At 63.6% G+C, this 17,915-nt stretch carries 16 protein-coding genes; 15 read left to right on the forward strand and 1 reads right to left on the reverse strand.

Annotation, left to right across the window (positions count from 1 at the left end):
• Nucleotides 1-64 precede the first annotated feature (64 nt).
• The 7 genes from xylA (at nucleotide 65) to AC1RJY_RS09040 (ending at nucleotide 8,934) form a co-directional block, all read left to right on the forward strand.
• Nucleotides 65-1,252 (forward strand): xylose isomerase, encoded by a 1,188-nt coding sequence (gene xylA, locus AC1RJY_RS09010; protein ID WP_498602156.1) that lies wholly within the window; start codon nucleotides 65-67, stop codon nucleotides 1,250-1,252.
• Nucleotides 1,253-1,350: 98 nt separating this feature from the next.
• A complete protein-coding gene (locus tag AC1RJY_RS09015) occupies nucleotides 1,351-2,781 on the forward strand; it encodes a xylulokinase (protein ID WP_498602157.1) in 1,431 nt (476 codons plus the stop codon).
• Nucleotides 2,782-2,850: 69 nt separating this feature from the next.
• On the forward strand, nucleotides 2,851-3,834 hold the full coding sequence (locus AC1RJY_RS09020; protein ID WP_043470746.1) for a LacI family DNA-binding transcriptional regulator: 984 nt from the start codon (nucleotides 2,851-2,853) through the stop codon (nucleotides 3,832-3,834).
• A gap of 156 nt (nucleotides 3,835-3,990) precedes the next feature.
• Nucleotides 3,991-5,727 carry a ribulokinase gene (araB, locus tag AC1RJY_RS09025; RefSeq protein WP_498602158.1) on the forward strand — a complete coding sequence of 579 codons (1,737 nt, stop codon included), beginning with the start codon at nucleotides 3,991-3,993 and terminating at the stop codon, nucleotides 5,725-5,727.
• Nucleotides 5,724-6,431, forward strand: a complete 708-nt coding sequence (locus tag AC1RJY_RS09030) for an L-ribulose-5-phosphate 4-epimerase (RefSeq protein WP_011776322.1) — start codon at nucleotides 5,724-5,726, stop codon at nucleotides 6,429-6,431. The genes araB and AC1RJY_RS09030 overlap by 4 nt, the downstream gene beginning before the upstream one ends.
• A 74-nt stretch (nucleotides 6,432-6,505) precedes the next feature.
• The gene (gene araA, locus AC1RJY_RS09035) at nucleotides 6,506-8,041 is read left to right on the forward strand and encodes an L-arabinose isomerase (protein WP_498602159.1); all 1,536 of its coding nucleotides are present in this window, start codon (nucleotides 6,506-6,508) and stop codon (nucleotides 8,039-8,041) included.
• Nucleotides 8,038-8,934 carry an aldose 1-epimerase family protein gene (locus tag AC1RJY_RS09040; RefSeq protein WP_498602160.1) on the forward strand — a complete coding sequence of 299 codons (897 nt, stop codon included), beginning with the start codon at nucleotides 8,038-8,040 and terminating at the stop codon, nucleotides 8,932-8,934. Before araA ends, AC1RJY_RS09040 begins: the two co-directional genes overlap by 4 nt.
• Before the next feature lie 60 nt (nucleotides 8,935-8,994).
• Here the strand turns inward: AC1RJY_RS09040 and AC1RJY_RS09045 are convergent, their stop codons facing one another.
• Complete coding sequence (locus AC1RJY_RS09045; protein WP_498602161.1) at nucleotides 8,995-10,011, reverse strand: LacI family DNA-binding transcriptional regulator; 1,017 nt, start codon at nucleotides 10,009-10,011, stop codon at nucleotides 8,995-8,997.
• Nucleotides 10,012-10,137: 126 nt separating this feature from the next.
• On the opposite strand from AC1RJY_RS09045, the gene AC1RJY_RS09050 reads away from it, so the two are divergent.
• From AC1RJY_RS09050 to AC1RJY_RS09085, 8 genes are all read left to right on the forward strand, one after another.
• Entirely contained in the window at nucleotides 10,138-10,524 is a 387-nt protein-coding gene (locus AC1RJY_RS09050; protein ID WP_498602162.1) for an L-rhamnose mutarotase, read from the forward strand.
• A gap of 17 nt (nucleotides 10,525-10,541) precedes the next feature.
• Nucleotides 10,542-11,708 (forward strand): L-rhamnose isomerase, encoded by a 1,167-nt coding sequence (gene rhaI, locus AC1RJY_RS09055; RefSeq protein WP_011776327.1) that lies wholly within the window; start codon nucleotides 10,542-10,544, stop codon nucleotides 11,706-11,708.
• 4 nt (nucleotides 11,709-11,712) lie between these two features.
• Nucleotides 11,713-13,752 carry a bifunctional aldolase/short-chain dehydrogenase gene (locus tag AC1RJY_RS09060; protein ID WP_498602163.1) on the forward strand — a complete coding sequence of 680 codons (2,040 nt, stop codon included), beginning with the start codon at nucleotides 11,713-11,715 and terminating at the stop codon, nucleotides 13,750-13,752.
• A gap of 8 nt (nucleotides 13,753-13,760) precedes the next feature.
• Nucleotides 13,761-15,278 carry a rhamnulokinase gene (locus AC1RJY_RS09065; protein WP_498602164.1) on the forward strand — a complete coding sequence of 506 codons (1,518 nt, stop codon included), beginning with the start codon at nucleotides 13,761-13,763 and terminating at the stop codon, nucleotides 15,276-15,278.
• 54 nt (nucleotides 15,279-15,332) lie between these two features.
• Entirely contained in the window at nucleotides 15,333-15,911 is a 579-nt protein-coding gene (locus AC1RJY_RS09070; protein WP_498602165.1) for a helix-turn-helix domain-containing protein, read from the forward strand.
• Nucleotides 15,912-15,987: 76 nt separating this feature from the next.
• A complete protein-coding gene (locus AC1RJY_RS09075) occupies nucleotides 15,988-16,311 on the forward strand; it encodes a hypothetical protein (RefSeq protein ID WP_498602166.1) in 324 nt (107 codons plus the stop codon).
• 79 nt (nucleotides 16,312-16,390) lie between these two features.
• A complete protein-coding gene (gene panD, locus AC1RJY_RS09080) occupies nucleotides 16,391-16,822 on the forward strand; it encodes an aspartate 1-decarboxylase (protein ID WP_011776332.1) in 432 nt (143 codons plus the stop codon).
• A gap of 161 nt (nucleotides 16,823-16,983) precedes the next feature.
• A complete protein-coding gene (locus tag AC1RJY_RS09085) occupies nucleotides 16,984-17,910 on the forward strand; it encodes an AEC family transporter (protein ID WP_014922971.1) in 927 nt (308 codons plus the stop codon).
• Nucleotides 17,911-17,915 lie beyond the last annotated feature (5 nt).

Consider the following 17,915-nt stretch of genomic DNA (forward strand, 5'->3'; position numbering starts at 1 on the left):
AGATTGAAAACTAATTGGAATGATCTTCTTCCAGTTCTTCCCAGTGCTTTGCAAAGGAGCAAAAATGACCCCGCAGCCCACCCCGCAGGACCGCTTCACCTTTGGCCTCTGGACCGTCGGCTGGACCGGCGCCGATCCGTTCGGCGTAGCCACCCGCCCGGCGCTGGACCCGGTGGAAGCAGTCCACAAGCTCAGCGAGCTTGGCGCCTACGGCATCACGTTCCACGACAATGACCTGGTCCCCTTCGACGCCACGGCGTCCGAGCGCGACCTCATCCTGAAGAACTTCAAGGCAGCGTTGGCCGAGACCGGACTGAAGACGCCCATGGTCACCACAAACCTGTTCAGCCACCCTGTGTTCAAGGATGGCGGGTTCACCTCGAACGACCGTTCCATCCGCCGCTTTGCCCTGAGCAAGATCCTCCGGAACATCGATCTCGCTGCTGAACTGGGTGCCGAGACCTTCGTGATGTGGGGCGGCCGCGAAGGCAGCGAATACGACGGCTCCAAGGATCTTTCCGCAGCCCTGGATCGCATGAAGGAAGGCGTGGACACCGCGGCCGGCTACATCAAAGAGAAGGGCTACGGCCTGCGCATCGCCCTTGAGCCCAAGCCGAACGAACCCCGCGGCGACATCTTCCTGCCCACCGTGGGCCATGGCCTGGCGTTCATCGCACAGCTGGAACACGGCGACATCGTAGGCCTTAACCCGGAAACGGGCCACGAGCAGATGGCCGGGTTGAACTTCACCCACGGCATTGCACAGGCCCTGTGGGCGGGCAAGCTCTTCCACATCGACCTCAACGGCCAGCGCGGGATCAAGTACGATCAGGACCTTGTTTTCGGCCACGGCGACCTCACCAGCGCCTTCTTCACCGTGGACCTCCTGGAGAATGGCTTCCCCAACGGCGGACCAAAGTACGACGGTCCGCGCCACTTCGACTACAAGCCCTCCCGCACCGACGGTTACGACGGTGTGTGGGAATCAGCCAAGTCCAACATGTCCATGTACCTCCTGCTGAAGGAACGCGCACTGGCCTTCCGCGCGGACCCCGAGGTTCAGGAAGCACTCGCCACCTCAGGCGTCTTCGAACTGGGCGAACCCACGTTGAACGCTGGAGAGACCACGGCGGATCTGCTGGCTGACGCCAGCGCCTTCGACACGTTCGACGCCGATCAGGCCGCCGAGCGCTCGTTCGCCTTCGTCCGCCTCAACCAGCTGGCCATCGAGCACCTGCTCGGCGCCCGCTAGGTCCTTCCCACCCACCGCAACCCCGCCGCCGGGCTCCCAAGGGTTCTCTTTGGAGACTCCTTGCCAGCCCGGCGGCGGTCCCCCTAAGGAACAAAAGCATGCCTCTCGTAGCCGGGATCGACAGCTCCACCCAGTCCTGCAAAGTGGTCATCCGGGATTCAGTCACTGGTGCCTTGGTACGTCAGGGCCGGGCCTCCCACCCCGAGGGCACAGAAGTCCACCCGGATCATTGGTGGTCAGCCCTCCAGGAAGCAATCGCACAGGCGGGCGGATTGGAAGACGTCGACGCCGTATCCGTCGGCGGCCAGCAGCACGGCATGGTGTGCCTTGACGAGTCCGGAGACGTCGTCCGCCCGGCGCTGCTGTGGAACGACACCCGTTCGGCCACGGACGCGGAAGAACTGATCCTCGAGGCCGGCAATGGCGATGCCACCGCGGGAGCGTCCTACTGGGCATCGCGCACCGGAACCGTGCCGGTGGCATCACTGACGGCCACCAAACTGCGATGGTTGGCACGGAACGAACCCGGGAATGCCCAACGGACAGCAGCCGTATGTCTTCCCCATGATTGGCTGTCCTGGCGCCTGGCCGGCCACGGACCCGGAAGCGGGCCGGCATCCTTGGATCTCCTCCGCACGGACCGCTCGGATGCTTCCGGCACAGGTTACTTCTCTGCCAGCAGCGGCGAATACCTGCCTGAGGTCCTCAACGGCACGCTCGGTCATGTGCCTGTACTGCCTGTTGTCGTCGGGCCGTTGGAAGCCGCGGGTAAGACACCTGGCGGCGCACTGATTGGGCCGGGGGCGGGCGACAATGCGGCAGCGGGACTGGGCGTGAGTGCCGCCGTGGGGGATGTTGTCATTTCGATCGGAACATCGGGGACGGTCTTCGCCGTTTCAGATGTTCCAGCGCAGGATGAAAGCGGGCTCGTGGCAGGCTTCGCGGACGCCACAGGCAATTACTTGCCGCTGGCCTGCACGCTCAATGCGACCAGGATCTTCGACGCTACAGCTGCGCTGCTCGGTGTGACCCTCACGGAGCTCGGCGACTTGGCTTTGTCTGCTCCGGAAGGCGCCGAAGGGCTGACTCTCGTCCCGTACTTCGAGGGCGAACGAACCCCGAACCTGCCGGAAGCCACGGGTTCACTCCACGGCATCACGGTTTCCAACTACACTCCCGCCAACATGGCACGGGCCGCAGTGGAGGGCGTGTTGTGTTCGTTGGCCGACGGGCTGGCCGCCCTGCAGGCGCAGGGTGGCTCCGCACAGCGCATCATCCTGGTGGGCGGCGGCGCTCAATCGACGGCGGTCCAACAGATCGCGGCCGCAGCCTTCGGATTGCCCGTCTTCGTCCCCGCACCCGGAGAATACGTGGCGGACGGCGCAGCCAGGCAAGCCGCAGGCATCCTGACAGGCAAATTGCCGGAATGGGCACTCGAGGGAACTGAGGTTGCTCACCGAAAAACCACCGGGAATCCGGAGTTCCTGACGAGGTACCGCCACTACGCTGCCAAGGTGGCCAAGGGCTGATCAACGCCGCGCGTGCTCTATCGTGACAGGGTGAGCACTGAAGAATCCGCACCGTCCCGGCCTCCCGTCATGGAGGACGTTGCCCGAGTGGCAGGTGTCTCCCACCAGACCGTCTCCCGGGTGTTGAATAACCACCCCAATGTGAGCTCAAAGACCCGCGAGCGCGTGGAACAGGCCATCACTGAGCTGGGGTACCGCCGGAACACTGCCGCGCGAAGCCTGGTCACTCGGCGATCCCAGACCATTGGCGTGCTCGGCAGCGAAATGGCACAGTACGGGCCGTCGCACACCCTCCTCGGAGTCCAGCAGGCGGCGAGGGAGGCGGGCTATTTCGTCAGCATCGCGGCCTTGCGGGAAGTAACGCCGGAGACCATCAAGGACGCCATGGCGCACTTCATGGACCAAGGCGTTGACGGCATCGTGGTGACCGTGCCCCACCCGGGGACTTTTGATGTCCTCAAAGACATCACAGCGCAGGTGCCCTTGGTTGCTGTTGGGTCCATCGGTGACGAGCACCTCACGGGCGCCACGGTGGACCAGCGGCAGGGTGCGCGGCTCGCCGTCGAGCATCTCTTGGAACTGGGGCACCAGCGGATAGGGCACCTATCCGGGCCCGCTGATTGGATCGACGCCGCTGCCCGCATCGAGGGCTGGCGGGATGCGCTGACCGAGGCCGGGATCGAAGGGGAGACCCTTATTGAGGGCGATTGGAGCGCCGAATGCGGGTACCGCGAAGGTTTGAAAATCGCCGCAGACCGATCCGTGACAGCCCTGTTTGTCGCCAATGACCAGATGGCCCTCGGTGTACTCCGTGCGCTCAACGAACTTGGCGTCCGGGTGCCTGAGGACATCAGCGTGGTGGGCTTTGACGACCAACCGGAGTCGGCATACTTCATTCCGCCGTTGACCACGGTGGCGCAGGACTTCGAGGAACTCGGCCGGCGTTGCATCGGCTTGCTGTTGGATCGGCTGGAGAGCGGCAGCACCGGCACTCCTGTCACGGTGGCACCGCGGCTGGTTGTCCGCTCCACAACGGCGCCGGCCATCAGCTAAGCGTCCCGCCCGCCAAGAACCCGCGTCATGAGCCTCGCTTTCGGACTGCACCCTCTTGACATCAAAGTTGTGAGCGCTAACAATTGCAACAGACCTTCTTCAGTTTTCCACCCCGACCCCCGGCAATGAGGCCTTGGCCAGCCGGATGGAGACCCCATGAATACCTCTGAAAACATCCCGCTCGACGAACAGTTCGTCATTGGCGTGGACTATGGCACTTTGTCCGGCCGCGCCGTCGTTGTGCGCGTATCTGACGGCGCCGAGATCGGCAGTGGCGTGTTCGAATACCCGCACGCCGTCGTGACGGACAACCTGCCCGGAAGCAGCCAGCGACTCCCCGCCGATTGGGCCCTCCAAGTACCCAACGATTACCGCGACGTCCTGCGCAACGCTGTACCGGCCGCCGTCGCCGATGCCGGAATCAACCCGGAAAATGTGGTGGGCATCGCCACCGACTTCACCGCGTGCACCATGGTTCCGACGACGGCGGACGGTACGCCGCTGAACGAACTGGAACGCTTCGCGGATCGACCACACGCCTTCGTCAAGTTGTGGCGTCACCATGCGGCCCAGCCGCAGGCGGACCGCATCAACCAGCTCGCCGCAGAACGCGGCGAATCTTGGCTTCCCCGTTACGGCGGTCTGATCTCTTCTGAGTGGGAGTTCGCCAAGGGACTGCAGCTCCTTGAGGAGGATCCGGAAGTTTACGGCGCCATGGAGCACTGGGTTGAGGCCGCCGACTGGATCGTTTGGCAGCTCTGCGGCAGCTACGTCCGCAACGCCTGCACCGCTGGGTACAAGGGCATTTACCAGGACGGAAAGTACCCGTCCCAGGACTTCCTGACTGCACTCAACCCGGATTTCAAGGACTTTGTGTCCGAAAAGCTCGAACACACCATCGGCCGCTTGGGAGATGCCGCCGGCTACCTCACGGAAGAAGCCGCGGCATGGACCGGCCTTCCGGCGGGAATCGCAGTAGCAGTAGGCAACGTGGACGCCCACGTCAGCGCACCGGCCGCGAACGCCGTTGAACCAGGACAGCTAGTAGCGATCATGGGCACCTCCACCTGCCACGTAATGAACGGGGACGTCCTCCGCGAAGTCCCCGGCATGTGCGGAGTGGTGGACGGCGGCATCGTGGATGGGCTGTGGGGTTACGAAGCAGGCCAGTCAGGAGTGGGCGACATCTTCGGTTGGTTCACCAAGAACGGAGTACCACCGGAATACCACCAAGCCGCCAAGGACAGGGGCTTGGGCATCCACGAGTACCTCACCGAACTCGCGGAAAAGCAGGCAATCGGCGAGCACGGGCTGATCGCCTTGGACTGGCACTCGGGCAACCGCTCAGTGCTGGTGGACCACGAACTCTCCGGCGTGGTGGTGGGCCAGACCCTGGCCACCAAGCCCGAGGACACATACCGGGCGCTGCTGGAAGCCACTGCCTTTGGCACCCGGACCATCGTGGATGCCTTCCGCGATTCCGGCGTCCCGGTCAAGGAGTTCATCGTGGCCGGCGGGCTCCTGAAGAACAAGTTCCTGATGCAGGTGTACGCCGACATTACCGGCCTCCAGCTCTCCACCATCGGATCAGAGCAGGGTCCTGCGCTGGGCTCGGCAATCCACGCAGCCGTGGCCGCAGGGAAATACAAGGACATCCGTGAAGCCGCCACCTCCATGGCTGCCGCTCCCGGCGCCGTCTACACGCCCATCCCGGAAAACGTGGCCGCCTACGAGGTCCTCTTTCAGGAATACCGCACCCTGCACGACTACTTCGGCCGCGGCACCAACAACGTCATGCACCGCCTCAAGGCCATCCAACGCGCCGCGATCCAAGGCTCCTCACACAATGGCCCAGCGGCCCAGGCCAGCACTTTGGAAGGAGCATCCGCATGAGCTCGCTTCTGGAATCCATCGCGAAGGTCCGCAGGGACGTCTGCGATCTGCATGCCGAACTGACCCGCTACGAATTGGTCGTTTGGACCGCAGGCAACGTGTCTGGCCGTATCCCGGGTCACGACCTCATGGTCATCAAGCCATCCGGCGTCTCCTATGACCAGCTCACGCCTGAGCTCATGGTGGTCACTGACCTGTACGGCACACCCGTCCGGGGAATGAACACCGGGAGCGCCGGCACCGTGGATTGGGGCAACCCGGAGCTCTCCCCGTCCTCCGATACCGCAGCGCACGCCTACGTCTACCGGCACATGCCCGAGGTAGGAGGTGTGGTCCACACCCACTCCACTTACGCCACGGCCTGGGCTGCACGCGGCGAGGAAATCCCCTGCGTGCTGACCATGATGGGCGATGAGTTCGGCGGGCCCATTCCGGTGGGACCGTTCGCGCTGATCGGCGACGACTCCATCGGCCAAGGCATCGTGGAGACCCTCAAGAACTCCAACTCCCCCGCGGTCCTGATGCAGAACCACGGCCCCTTCACCATCGGCAAGTCCGCCCGCGAGGCCGTCAAGGCTGCGGTGATGTGCGAGGAAGTGGCCAGGACGGTCCATATTTCCCGCCAACTCGGTGAGCCACTGCCCATTGACCAGGCCAAGATCGAGTCCCTCTACAAGAGATACCAGAACGTTTACGGCCGCTAAAGCGCAGCCGCTCAAAGAGCAGCCGCTTTCAGCCCGTAGCCACCACGCCGGACCCCATACTCCAGGAGCACCACATGCCCAGCGCCACCATTAATCCCGCTAACAACACCTCCCTCGAGCAGTACGAGGTGTGGTTCCTCACCGGCAGCCAGCACCTTTACGGCGAAGACGTCCTTAAGCAGGTAGCAGCGCAGTCACAGGAGATTGCCAACGCCCTCAATGCCAACAGCAACGTTCCGGTCAAGCTCGTCTGGAAGCCGGTCCTCACCGATTCCGACGCCATCCGCCGCACAGCACTCGAAGCCAACGCGGACGACTCCGTGATCGGCGTGACCGCTTGGATGCACACGTTCAGCCCCGCCAAGATGTGGATCCAGGGCCTGGACGCACTGCGCAAACCCCTGCTTCACCTGCACACGCAGGCCAACAGGGACCTTCCCTGGGCCGACATCGACTTCGACTTCATGAACCTCAACCAGGCAGCCCACGGAGACCGCGAGTTCGGGTATATCCAGTCGCGACTCGGCGTGCCGCGGAAGACCGTCGTCGGACATGTCAGCAACCCTGAGGTTGCCCGCCAGGTTGGTGCGTGGCAGCGCGCCTCGGCTGGATGGGCCGCCGTCCGCACACTGAAGTTGACCCGTTTCGGCGACAACATGCGCAACGTCGCCGTCACCGAAGGAGATAAAACCGAAGCCGAGCTTCGCTTCGGCGTCTCGGTGAACACCTGGTCCGTCAACGAGCTCGCTGACGCTGTCCACGGCGCGGCAGAGTCCGACGTCGACTCCTTGGTTGCCGAGTACGAGCGGCTTTACGAGGTGGTCCCCGAACTTAAGAAGGGCGGCGCGCGCCATGAGTCGCTGCGCTACAGCGCCAAGATCGAACTGGGTCTCCGCAGCTTCCTGGAGGCCAACGGTTCCGCAGCTTTCACAACCTCGTTCGAGGACCTGGGGGCGCTGCGACAACTCCCAGGCATGGCGGTCCAGCGCCTCATGGCTGACGGTTATGGCTTCGGCGCCGAGGGCGACTGGAAGACCGCCATCCTGGTGCGCGCCGCCAAAGTCATGGGCGGCGACCTGCCCGGCGGTGCCTCCCTCATGGAGGACTACACGTACCACCTGGAACCGGGAAGTGAGAAGATCCTGGGCGCGCACATGCTGGAGGTCTGCCCGTCATTGACCGCCAAGAAGCCGCGCGTTGAGATCCACCCGCTGGGCATCGGCGGCAAGGAAGACCCCGTCCGCATGGTGTTCGACACCGACGCCGGTCCCGGCGTCGTGGTGGCGTTGTCCGATATGCGGGATCGCTTCCGTCTGGTGGCGAACGTGGTGGACGTCGTGGATCTTGACCAGCCGCTGCCCAACTTGCCGGTTGCCCGCGCACTCTGGGAGCCCAAACCCAACTTCGCTACCTCCGCCGCCGCGTGGCTCACCGCCGGCGCCGCGCACCACACGGTATTGTCCACGCAGGTGGGTCTGGACGTGTTCGAGGACTTCGCCGAAATCGCCAAGACCGAACTTCTCACCATCGATGAGGACACCACCATCAAGCAGTTCAAGAAGGAACTCAACTGGAACGCGGCCTACTACAAGCTGGCCGGCGGCCTGTGAGCACCGAATTCACGCTGAGCGCGGGCGGCTACACGGCAGTTGTCACCGCCCGCGCGGCCGCGCTGCGCGTCCTGCAGTTTGAAGGCCGGGACCTCATTGTCCCGTTTCCGGAGGGTGGTCCGATCCCGGACTACCGTGGCGTTATCGCCGCGCCGTGGCCCAACAGGATCGCCGACGGCACGTACAGCTTCGACGACGTGGAGCACCACGTGCCGATCAACGAACCGGAGCGGGCCACGGCCTTGCACGGGCTCGCCTTCCCGCTCGATTGGGTCCTGAAAGAGTCCGACGCCGGTTCGCTCACCTTGACGTGCACGGTAGGACCCACGGCCGGATACCCTTTCGTGCTGGAGCTTTCGGCCCGGTTCATGCTGGACGAGGCCGGGCTGCACACGCAGGTGACGGCCAGGAACGCAGCCGATGTCGCTGCTCCCTACGGCGTCTGCCCGCACCCCTATCTCGTGGCGGGCACCTCGCCACTGAATGAATGGGTCCTTGAGTTCGCTGCGGATTCATTCTTGGAAGTCACCCCGGACAGGCTGCTGCCAGTGGGCGTCGTGGGCGTGGAGGGCCACGCGTTCGACTTCCGCAATGCGCGGGCCATCGGCAGCACGGAAATCGATCACGCCTTCACGGGAATAACGTTCGACGGCGGGCTGGCGCGGCTGGCGCTGAGGGACCCGGCGGGCACCGGCGTCGGAATGTCCTGGGACGAAAGCTGCCTTTGGCTGCAGATCCATACGGCCGACAAGCCGGCACCGATTCCGAGCCGCATTGGCCTGGCCGTGGAGCCCATGACGTGCCCGCCGGATGCCTTCAACAGCGGCACGGAGCTGATCCGGCTGGAAGCGGGCGCATCACACACGGCGTCCTGGAGCATATACGCCTTGTAGTTACCCAACTAAGTCGCAGTTCAGGCCGTTTTGACCGCTCAAGACGGCCTTAATTGCGACTCAGTCGGGTGAGCCGGCCGTGCTTTGGCGGACCACAAGTTCGGGCGTGAACACCACTGCCCGGTGCTTGGTTCCGCCGCTGTCCTGCTCCTCAGCGAGCAGCTCGATTGCCGTCCGGCCCAACGCTTCTGTCGGCTGGCGGATGGAGGACAACGGGACCACTGCGGAGATGGCGAAATCGATGTCGTCGTAGCCAATGAGGGCGATGTCCTCCGGGATGCGCACCGTCCGCAGCATTGTCAGGGATTGCATGACTCCGAGCGCCAGGAGGTCGTTGGAGCAAAAGACCGCTTCAGGCCGTGCCGCCGGGTCTCTTTCCACCAGCTTGTTGCCCACTTTGCGACCGGTCAGGACTGTCTGCCCTTCGGAGTCGAGCACCTCGATGCTGGCATCCGATACTTCGCCGACAGCGCGCTGCGCGCCCTTGAGTCGGCTGGCCACCTGGCGGATGGAGGGCGTGCCAACAAAGGCCAGACGACGGCGACCCAGGTCCAGCAGGTGCCTGGCGGCCAGATACCCGCCTTCCTCGTCATCCACGGAGACCGAGCTGCAGCGCTCGGTGTCCGCGAGCTCATCTACCAGGACGGTGGGAACTCCCCGTTCGCGGAGGGTATCGATCCGTTCTCTGACGTCGCCTACCGGAGAAATCAGCAGGCCCTGGACGCGCTGTTCCTGGAACAGGTCCATGTAGTGGGCTTCACGGGAAGCGTCTTGGCCGCTATCCCCCACCAGCACCACGCTTCCAAGGGCCGTGGCAGCATCTTCAGCGGCACGAGCCACGGAGGAGAAGAACGGGTTTCCAACGTCCAGCACGATCAAGCCGACGGTGCGGCTCTGGCCAGCACGGAGTTGGCGGGCGGCGTCATTGCGGACGAAGCCTAGTTCAGCGATGGATTTGAGAACGCGTTCCTTGGTCCTCTGTGAAACCCGGTCCGGATAGTTCAGCACATTGGAAACAGTTCCCACTGCTACCTGGGCGTGAGTGGCAACGTCTTTGATGCTGGCTGTCTGGGACATGCTTTCCGATCTCCGCTGGCTGACGTCAATGTGTTGGAAACGCCTTGACACCCTCCCGTTTACGAGGGTAATTTGAATCGTAACAAATGAAACGATTCAAAGACGAGTAACCCTGGAGATCCGCACATGAGGGTTTGTTTCCGCTCTTCAGTCCAACCGGAACTGATGGCCGAGTACAAGCAGCGCCACGCCGCCGTATGGCCGGAGATGCTGTCCGCACTGAAGAACGCCGGGTGGAACAACTACTCACTGTTCCTCGCTCCGGATGGCCAATTGATCGGCTACCTGGAATGCGAAGACTACGAGGCAGCGCAGGCCCGCATGGCCGTGACAGAGGTCAACGCCCGCTGGCAGGCCGAGATGGCCACCCTCTTTGCGAACAGCGATGTCCCTCCGGACCAAGGTTTTGAGGTGGTCGAGGAAGTTTTCAACCTCGAAGACCAACTTGCTGCGGCGGACGACGCCACAGCCGCCGCCGGCACCACACACATAGACAAAGACCCCGCCCACTAGTACCAAAAGGAACAAGCATGAACACCACAGAATCGGCCCTGGGCCGTCTAGGGGAACTGGCCATTGAAGTGCCGTCCTGGGCCTACGGAAATTCCGGGACCCGGTTCAAGGTCTTCGGCACTGCAGGTACACCGCGCACCGTCCAGGAAAAGATCGCGGACGCCGCGAAGGTCCACGAGCTCACCGGCCTGGCCCCCACGGTCGCCCTGCACATCCCGTGGGACAAAGTGGACGACTACTCGGCCCTGCGCGAGTACGCCGCGGGTCTGGGTGTTGGGTTGGGCACCATCAACTCCAACACGTTCCAGGATGACGAGTACAAGTTCGGCTCGCTGACCTCGTCCAACGAGTCCGTGCGCCGCCGCGCCATCGATCACCACTTGGAGTGCATCGAGATCATGCACGCCACCGGGTCCAAAGACTTGAAGATCTGGCTGGCTGACGGCACCAACTACCCTGGCCAGGACGACATCCGCGGCCGCCAGGACCGCCTTGCCGAGTCCCTCCAGGAGATCTACGCGGGCCTCGGTGACGAGCAGCGCTTGGTCCTGGAGTACAAGTTCTTCGAGCCGGCTTTCTATCACACCGATGTTCCGGACTGGGGCACTTCCTACGCTCAGACCCTTGCCTTGGGTGAGAAGGCGTTCGTTTGCCTGGATACCGGGCACCACGCCCCGGGTACCAACATCGAGTTCATCGTGATGCAGCTCCTGCGCCTGGGCAAGCTGGGTTCGTTCGACTTTAACTCCCGCTTCTACGCCGATGATGACCTGATTGTTGGCGCGGCCGATCCGTTCCAGCTGTTCCGCATCATGCACGAGGTCATCCGTGGTGGCGGTTTCGGCAAAGATTCCGGTGTCGCCCTGATGCTGGACCAGTGCCACAACCTGGAAGAGAAGATCCCGGGCCAGATCCGCTCGGTGCTGAACGTTCAGGAAATGACGGCCCGGGCCCTGCTCGTGGACACCGCAGCACTCTCCGAAGCGCAGCGTGCCGGGGACGTTCTGGCCGCCAACGGCATCTTCAACGATGCCTTCTACACCGACGTCCGCCCGGTCCTGGCCGAGTGGCGCGAATCCCGCGGCCTCCCCGCCGACCCGATGGCCGCGTACAAGGCCAGCGGTTACCAGAAGAAGATCAACGAGGACCGCGCAGGCGGCCAGCAAGCCGGATGGGGCGCTTAAGAGCATGACCACGAATAAGACTGTTGAAGAACTGATCAGCCGTTCCAACCGCCTCGGTGCGGATAAGCGGAACACCAACTTCGCCGGCGGCAACACCTCCGCAAAGGGCACCGAGAAGGATCCGGTGACGGGTCAGGACGTTGAACTCCTGTGGGTCAAGGGCTCCGGCGGAGACCTCGGCACGCTGAAGGCTGAGAACCTTGCAGTACTTCGGCTGGACCGGCTGCAGGCACTCAAGGATGTTTACCCCGGCGTCGAGCGTGAAGACGAAATGGTGGCCGCCTTTGATTACTGCCTGCACGGAAAGGGCGGCGCTGCGCCGTCCATTGATACCGCCATGCACGGCCTGGTGGACGCTGCGCACGTTGACCACCTGCACCCTGACTCGGGGATTGCCATCGCGACGGCGGTGGACGGCGAAGCCCTGACCTCAAAGGTCTTCGGCGACAAAGTGGTGTGGGTTCCCTGGCGCCGCCCCGGATTCCAGCTCGGCTTGGACATCGCGGCGATCAAGGAAGCCAACCCGCAGGCCATCGGCACCATCCTGGGCGGCCACGGCATCACCGCGTGGGGCGCCACCAGCGAAGAGGCCGAGGCCAACTCGTTGTGGATCATCGATCAGGCCGAGAACTACATCAAGGACAATGGCAAGGCCGAGCCCTTCGGCGCCACGCTCCCCGGCTACAGCGCCCTCCCCGAGGCCGAGCGCAGGGCCAAGGCAGCCGCCCTCGCACCAGTGATCCGCGGCCTGGCGTCCACGGACAAACCGCAGCTGGGGCACTTCAGCGATGACGCCGTCGTTCTTGAATTCCTCGCCGCGGAAGAGCACCCGCGCCTCGGTGCGCTGGGCACGTCCTGCCCGGACCACTTCCTGCGGACCAAGGTCAAGCCGCTGGTCCTGGACCTGCCGGCCGATGCCTCGATCGAAGACTCCGTGGCCCGGCTCAAGGAACTGCACGCGGCCTACCGCGAGGACTACCAGGCGTACTACGACCGGCATGCTGACGCTGATTCACCGGCGCTGCGTGGCGCGGACCCGGCCATCGTGCTGATCCCCGGCGTGGGCATGTTCTCCTTCGGCAAGGACAAGCAGACCGCACGCGTGGCCGGCGAGTTCTACATCAACGCCATCAACGTGATGCGCGGCGCGGAGGCGATCTCCACGTACGCCCCGATCGAGGAATCCGAGAAGTTCCGCATCGAGTACTGGGCGCTGGAAGAAGCCAAGCTCGCCCGGATGCCCAAGCCCAAGTCCCACGCAACCCGCATCGCGCTGGTGACCGGTGCGGCGTCGGGCATCGGCAAGGCGATCGCCACCCGCCTGGCGTCCGACGGCGCGTGCGTGGTCATTGCCGACCTGAACCTTGAGAATGCACAGAAGGTTGCCGAGGAACTGGGCGGTTCCGACGTCGCCATCGGCGTCCAGGCGGACGTGACCGATGAAGCGCAGATCGCTGCCGCGGTTCAGGAGGCCGTGCTCGCCTTCGGCGGCCTGGACCTGGTGGTCAACAACGCCGGGCTGTCCATCTCCAAGCCGCTGCTGGAAACCACCGAGAAGGACTGGGACCTGCAGCACAACGTCATGGCCAAGGGCTCGTTCCTGGTATCCAAGGCCGCGGCCAAGGTCATGATCGATCAGGGCATGGGCGGAGACATCATTTACATCTCCTCCAAGAACTCCGTGTTCGCCGGCCCCAACAACATCGCCTACTCCGCTACCAAGGCAGACCAGGCCCACCAAGTGCGACTGCTCGCCGCCGAACTGGGCGAGCACGGTGTCCGCGTCAACGGCATCAACCCCGACGGCGTGGTCCGAGGCTCCGGCATCTTCGCCGGCGGCTGGGGCGCCAAGCGTGCCGCCGTGTACGGCGTGGACGAGCAGGAACTGGGCAAGTACTACGCCCAGCGCACGCTCCTCAAGCGCGAAGTCCTCCCGGAGCACGTGGCCAATGCCGCGTCCGTGCTCACCAGCAACGAGCTCTCCCACACCACCGGCCTCCACATCCCCGTGGACGCCGGCGTGGCAGCAGCATTCCTCCGCTAGGACCAACAGTGACCAACGGAACCACCACGCACACCGCCCCGGCATACGCCGGGGCGGTGTGCGCTCCCGCAGACATCAACGCGGTGTTCGCCGCCATCGACATCGGGGCCTCCTCCGGCCGCGTCATGCTCGGCCGCGTCTCCCCCTCCACAGGCGTCTCCCTCGAGACGATCCACCGCTTTCCCAACGGAGTAGTGGAGCTCGACGGCGGCCTCCACTGGGATTTTGACGCCCTGTTCGCTGAGGTGCTCAAGGGACTCACGGCGGCCGCTTCCGTGGCGGCCACGAACGGCGAGCGCATCGTGAGCGTCGGCATCGACACCTGGGCAGTGGACTACGGCCTGGTGAACAAAGCCGGCGAACTCACCGCGCAACCCTACAGCTACCGGGACGAGCGCAGCCGGGCCACGGTGGGACGGGTCCATGCAGTCATTTCCCCGGAGAAGCTGTATGCCACCACCGGCTTGCAGTACTTGCAGTTCAACACTTTGTACCAGCTGGCGGCGGAGCCGAACCTGGACGGGGTACAGGCTCTCCTGATCCCGGACCTGATCGCGTTCCTACTCACGGGAGAGCGTCGGACCGAGGCTACCAACGCTTCCACCACGGGGCTCTTCGATGCCGTCAAGGGCGAGTGGGCCACCGGATTCTTGGATGCCTTGGGGCTCCCCCGGAGCATCTTCCCGCCGCTCATCCAGCCCGGCGAAACCGTGGGCACACTGTTGCCGGCGATCCTGAAGCAGACGGGCTTGCCCGCGGATGCCACGGTGGTGGCCGTGGGTTCCCATGACACAGCATCAGCCGTGGCGGCCGTCCCCGCTGACGGAGACGACTTCGCCTACATCTCCTCCGGTACCTGGTCCCTGGTTGGCGTGGAGTTGGACGCCGCAGTGCTGACCGAAGCGAGCCGTAGCACCAACTTCACCAACGAACGCGGCGTGGACGGAACCATCCGTTATCTCCGCAACGTCGGCGGCCTGTGGTTGTTGAGCGAATGCCAGCGTTACTGGGCTGCCCAGGGATTGAGCCAATCGCTTCCGGCCTTGCTTGAGGCCGCTGCTGCCCTTCCTGCCGGCGGTCCGCAGATCAACGCCGATGATCCGGCCTTCACGGCACCTGACAACATGCCTGATCGTATCCGCGCAGCTGTGCGCAACACAGGTGCGCTGCTCCCGGACCGGCCTGCCGCCGTCGTGCGTTGCATCATGGACAGCCTTGCGGCCGGTTACGCCAGAACGCTGGCCGATGCCGAGCGGCTCACCGGTCGAAGCACCAGCGTGGTGCACATAGTTGGAGGCGGTTCCCAGAACCGGCTCCTGTGCCAGCTCACCGCAGACGCGACTGGCAAATCCGTGATCGCGGGACCTGTGGAAGCGACGGCGCAGGGCAACGTCCTGGTGCAGGCGCGTGCTGCGGGTGTAGTCGCGGGTGGCCTAAGTGAGCTGCGCGCGCTCGTTGCGGCGGGAACGCAACTGGTGCGGTACGAATTTAGGGATGCTTTTGCGTCACAATCAGGAGGATCCTAGTTAGAGCCGAGTCTACGACGAACAAATGTAACCGAATGGTGCCATATTAGATCAATGAACATGAACGCGGAGGCTGTTGGCCGCACTATGCGCGAGCGACGGAAAGCCCTCGGCTATACGCAGCAAGCCCTGGCTGACTCCATAGGGACTTCCCGCAAGTTTGTTGTGGACCTGGAATCAGGAAAGGAAGGTGCATCCTTCGGGTTGGCCCTGAAGGCGATGCGAGTCCTCGGCCTGGAAATAACCTCCCATGAGAGCTCTTTCCATGAATTCGCGGCTGACTTTGCACGCACTCTGAACGAGGGCGACTACCACTACGCCATCCGGTTGCTGGGCGAATACACCAACTCCTCGCTCGCTGCGGGCCGGGCACTGATGCCCGCCGCCCCTTCCTTCAATGACGACGCTTACCGGGCAGCACTTGGCGCAGTCACGCTATGGGTCTCAGCAAAGACCGGCTCTCCCGCACCAAAGTGGGCGAAAAACGCCAAGGCATCGCCGCAGCCGGTTTTCCTGGCCGAGAAGCTCCATCCGGTCAGTGACCGAATGAAAGACCTCATTCGTAGTGAGACTCCCGCTGAGATCGCTGCAATGAACGTATGGATCCGCGAGAGAGATTTGGCCACGGTTTGAGGGTGCTCGAATTCCAACGTGCCGACGTGGATGAAGTGGCCGCAGCCATGGAGCAGGAGTACGGGTTGCCCCCGAAGTGGCTAAACAGCAATGCAGCAGCCTTCTCCCCGAAGAAGCGCGGTGGATCGCCGGCCCAAAGGGGACCTCATCAGCCATCCAGCACGCCGACCTGCCCACCTTGGCTGCAATGAAGATAGCTGCGGAGAGGGCGAAAGACATTGAGGACCTTGGCCACATAGTGCTGGCACTGGGGATCGAAAAAGCCGGCGACCTCGTGCAACTCGCTTTCGAGAAATATGGCGAGCACTCTATAGCTCTCAGCGCACCAGCAGACAATTACGAAATCGTTGCTGAAGAAGCAATGGCCGCAGCCAGAGCCTTGCGTCGGCCACCCAGCTAGCCTTTCACTAGCGCTAAGAACGCGAACGTCTGGTACGTCACAGCGCCGGGTGAGGGTGCCGCGCTAAACTGATCGCATTATGATCCGCACAATGTTCAAGTCCAAGATTCACCGCGCAACGGTGACCCACGCCGACCTCCACTACGTCGGTTCGGTCACTGTCGACCTGGACCTCCTGGACGCGGCCGACATCCTTCCCGGCGAGCTCGTCTCCATTGTTGACGTCACCAACGGCGCCCGGCTGGAGACGTACACCATTGCCGGCGAGCGCGGTTCAGGCGTGATCGGGATCAACGGCGCGGCCGCCCATCTGGTACATGTGGATGACACGGTCATCCTCATTACCTACGCGGAAATGACCACGGAAGAGGCCCGGACATACGAGCCCAGGGTGGTCCACGTGGGCAAGGACAACAAGATCCTGCAGCTCGGCAACGACCCCGCAGAGGGCCATACACCCGGTCTCATGCGTCCTCCGCACGCACTCAGTAACGCGGCGCACCTCAGCTAAGGCTCCACAGCAACGTTCGACGTCGGCACTCACCGGAGTGCCGACGTCGAACGCGTTTACACGTCCGTATGACGGAACTCTCGGCAGAAAACGCTTACTCGGACGGCGATTCTGGCTAGGCTGGGAACCGTGATCCAACGATTCCCACACAGCGCAGCCTCATGATTGGTGTCCTGTCCGGGTTCTTCGTGGTGTGGGCCATCATCCTGGTGGGCATGTTCGTTGGACGCCGGAACATCCTTGGCGAGAATGCCCGGTCCGTCCTGAGCTCGCTGACTTTCTTCGTGGCGAGTCCGGCGCTCCTGTTCGAGACCTTGAGCAAAGCCAAACTGCATGACGTCTTTGCCGCCCCGTTGCTGGTCACAGCCGTGGGCGCTGTGGTGACGGGCTTGCTGTTTTTCCTGATTGCGAAGTTCTGGCTGAAGCGGGCCATGCCCGAAGCCCTGATGTCCTCCATGAGCTCGTCCCTGGCCAACTCCGCCAACCTTGGCATCCCGATTGCCGTGTTCGTCCTGGGTGACGCGAGCTACGTGGCGCCGCTGCTGATCTTCCAGCTGGCTTTCTTCACGCCCTTGTACCTCATGGCCCTCGATGCCAGCACCAGTACGCACCGAACAACTCCCCTGCGCTTCCTGCTGATGATCGTGAAGAACCCCATGATCGTGGGCTCGGCGCTGGGCCTGCTGGTGGCGGGTACGGGTTTCCACGTCCCGACGCTCATCCTGGAGCCTATCCACCTGATCGGCGGTGCCGCGATTCCGGCCATGCTGATGTCCTTCGGCATGAGCCTGAACGGATCCAAGCCGTTGCAGAAGGCCTCGGGGCGGAGAGTGGATACCCTGCTGGCAAGCGGCTTCAAGCTGATTGTCCACCCCCTGATCGCATACCTGTTCGCCCGCTTCGCGCTGGGCATGGACGGGCACGCACTCTTTGCCGTGGTGGTGACATCCGCGCTTCCCACAGCCCAGAATGTTTTCGTCGCGGCGAACCGTTACCAAGCGGGTATTACCGTGGCCAAGGACACCGTTCTCATCACCACCATCGTGGCCGTGCCGGCCATGATCGCCGTGGCGCTGCTGCTCACCTAGCGCTG

The sequence above is a fragment of the Arthrobacter sp. GW822-FHT05G07 genome (assembly GCF_058799755.1).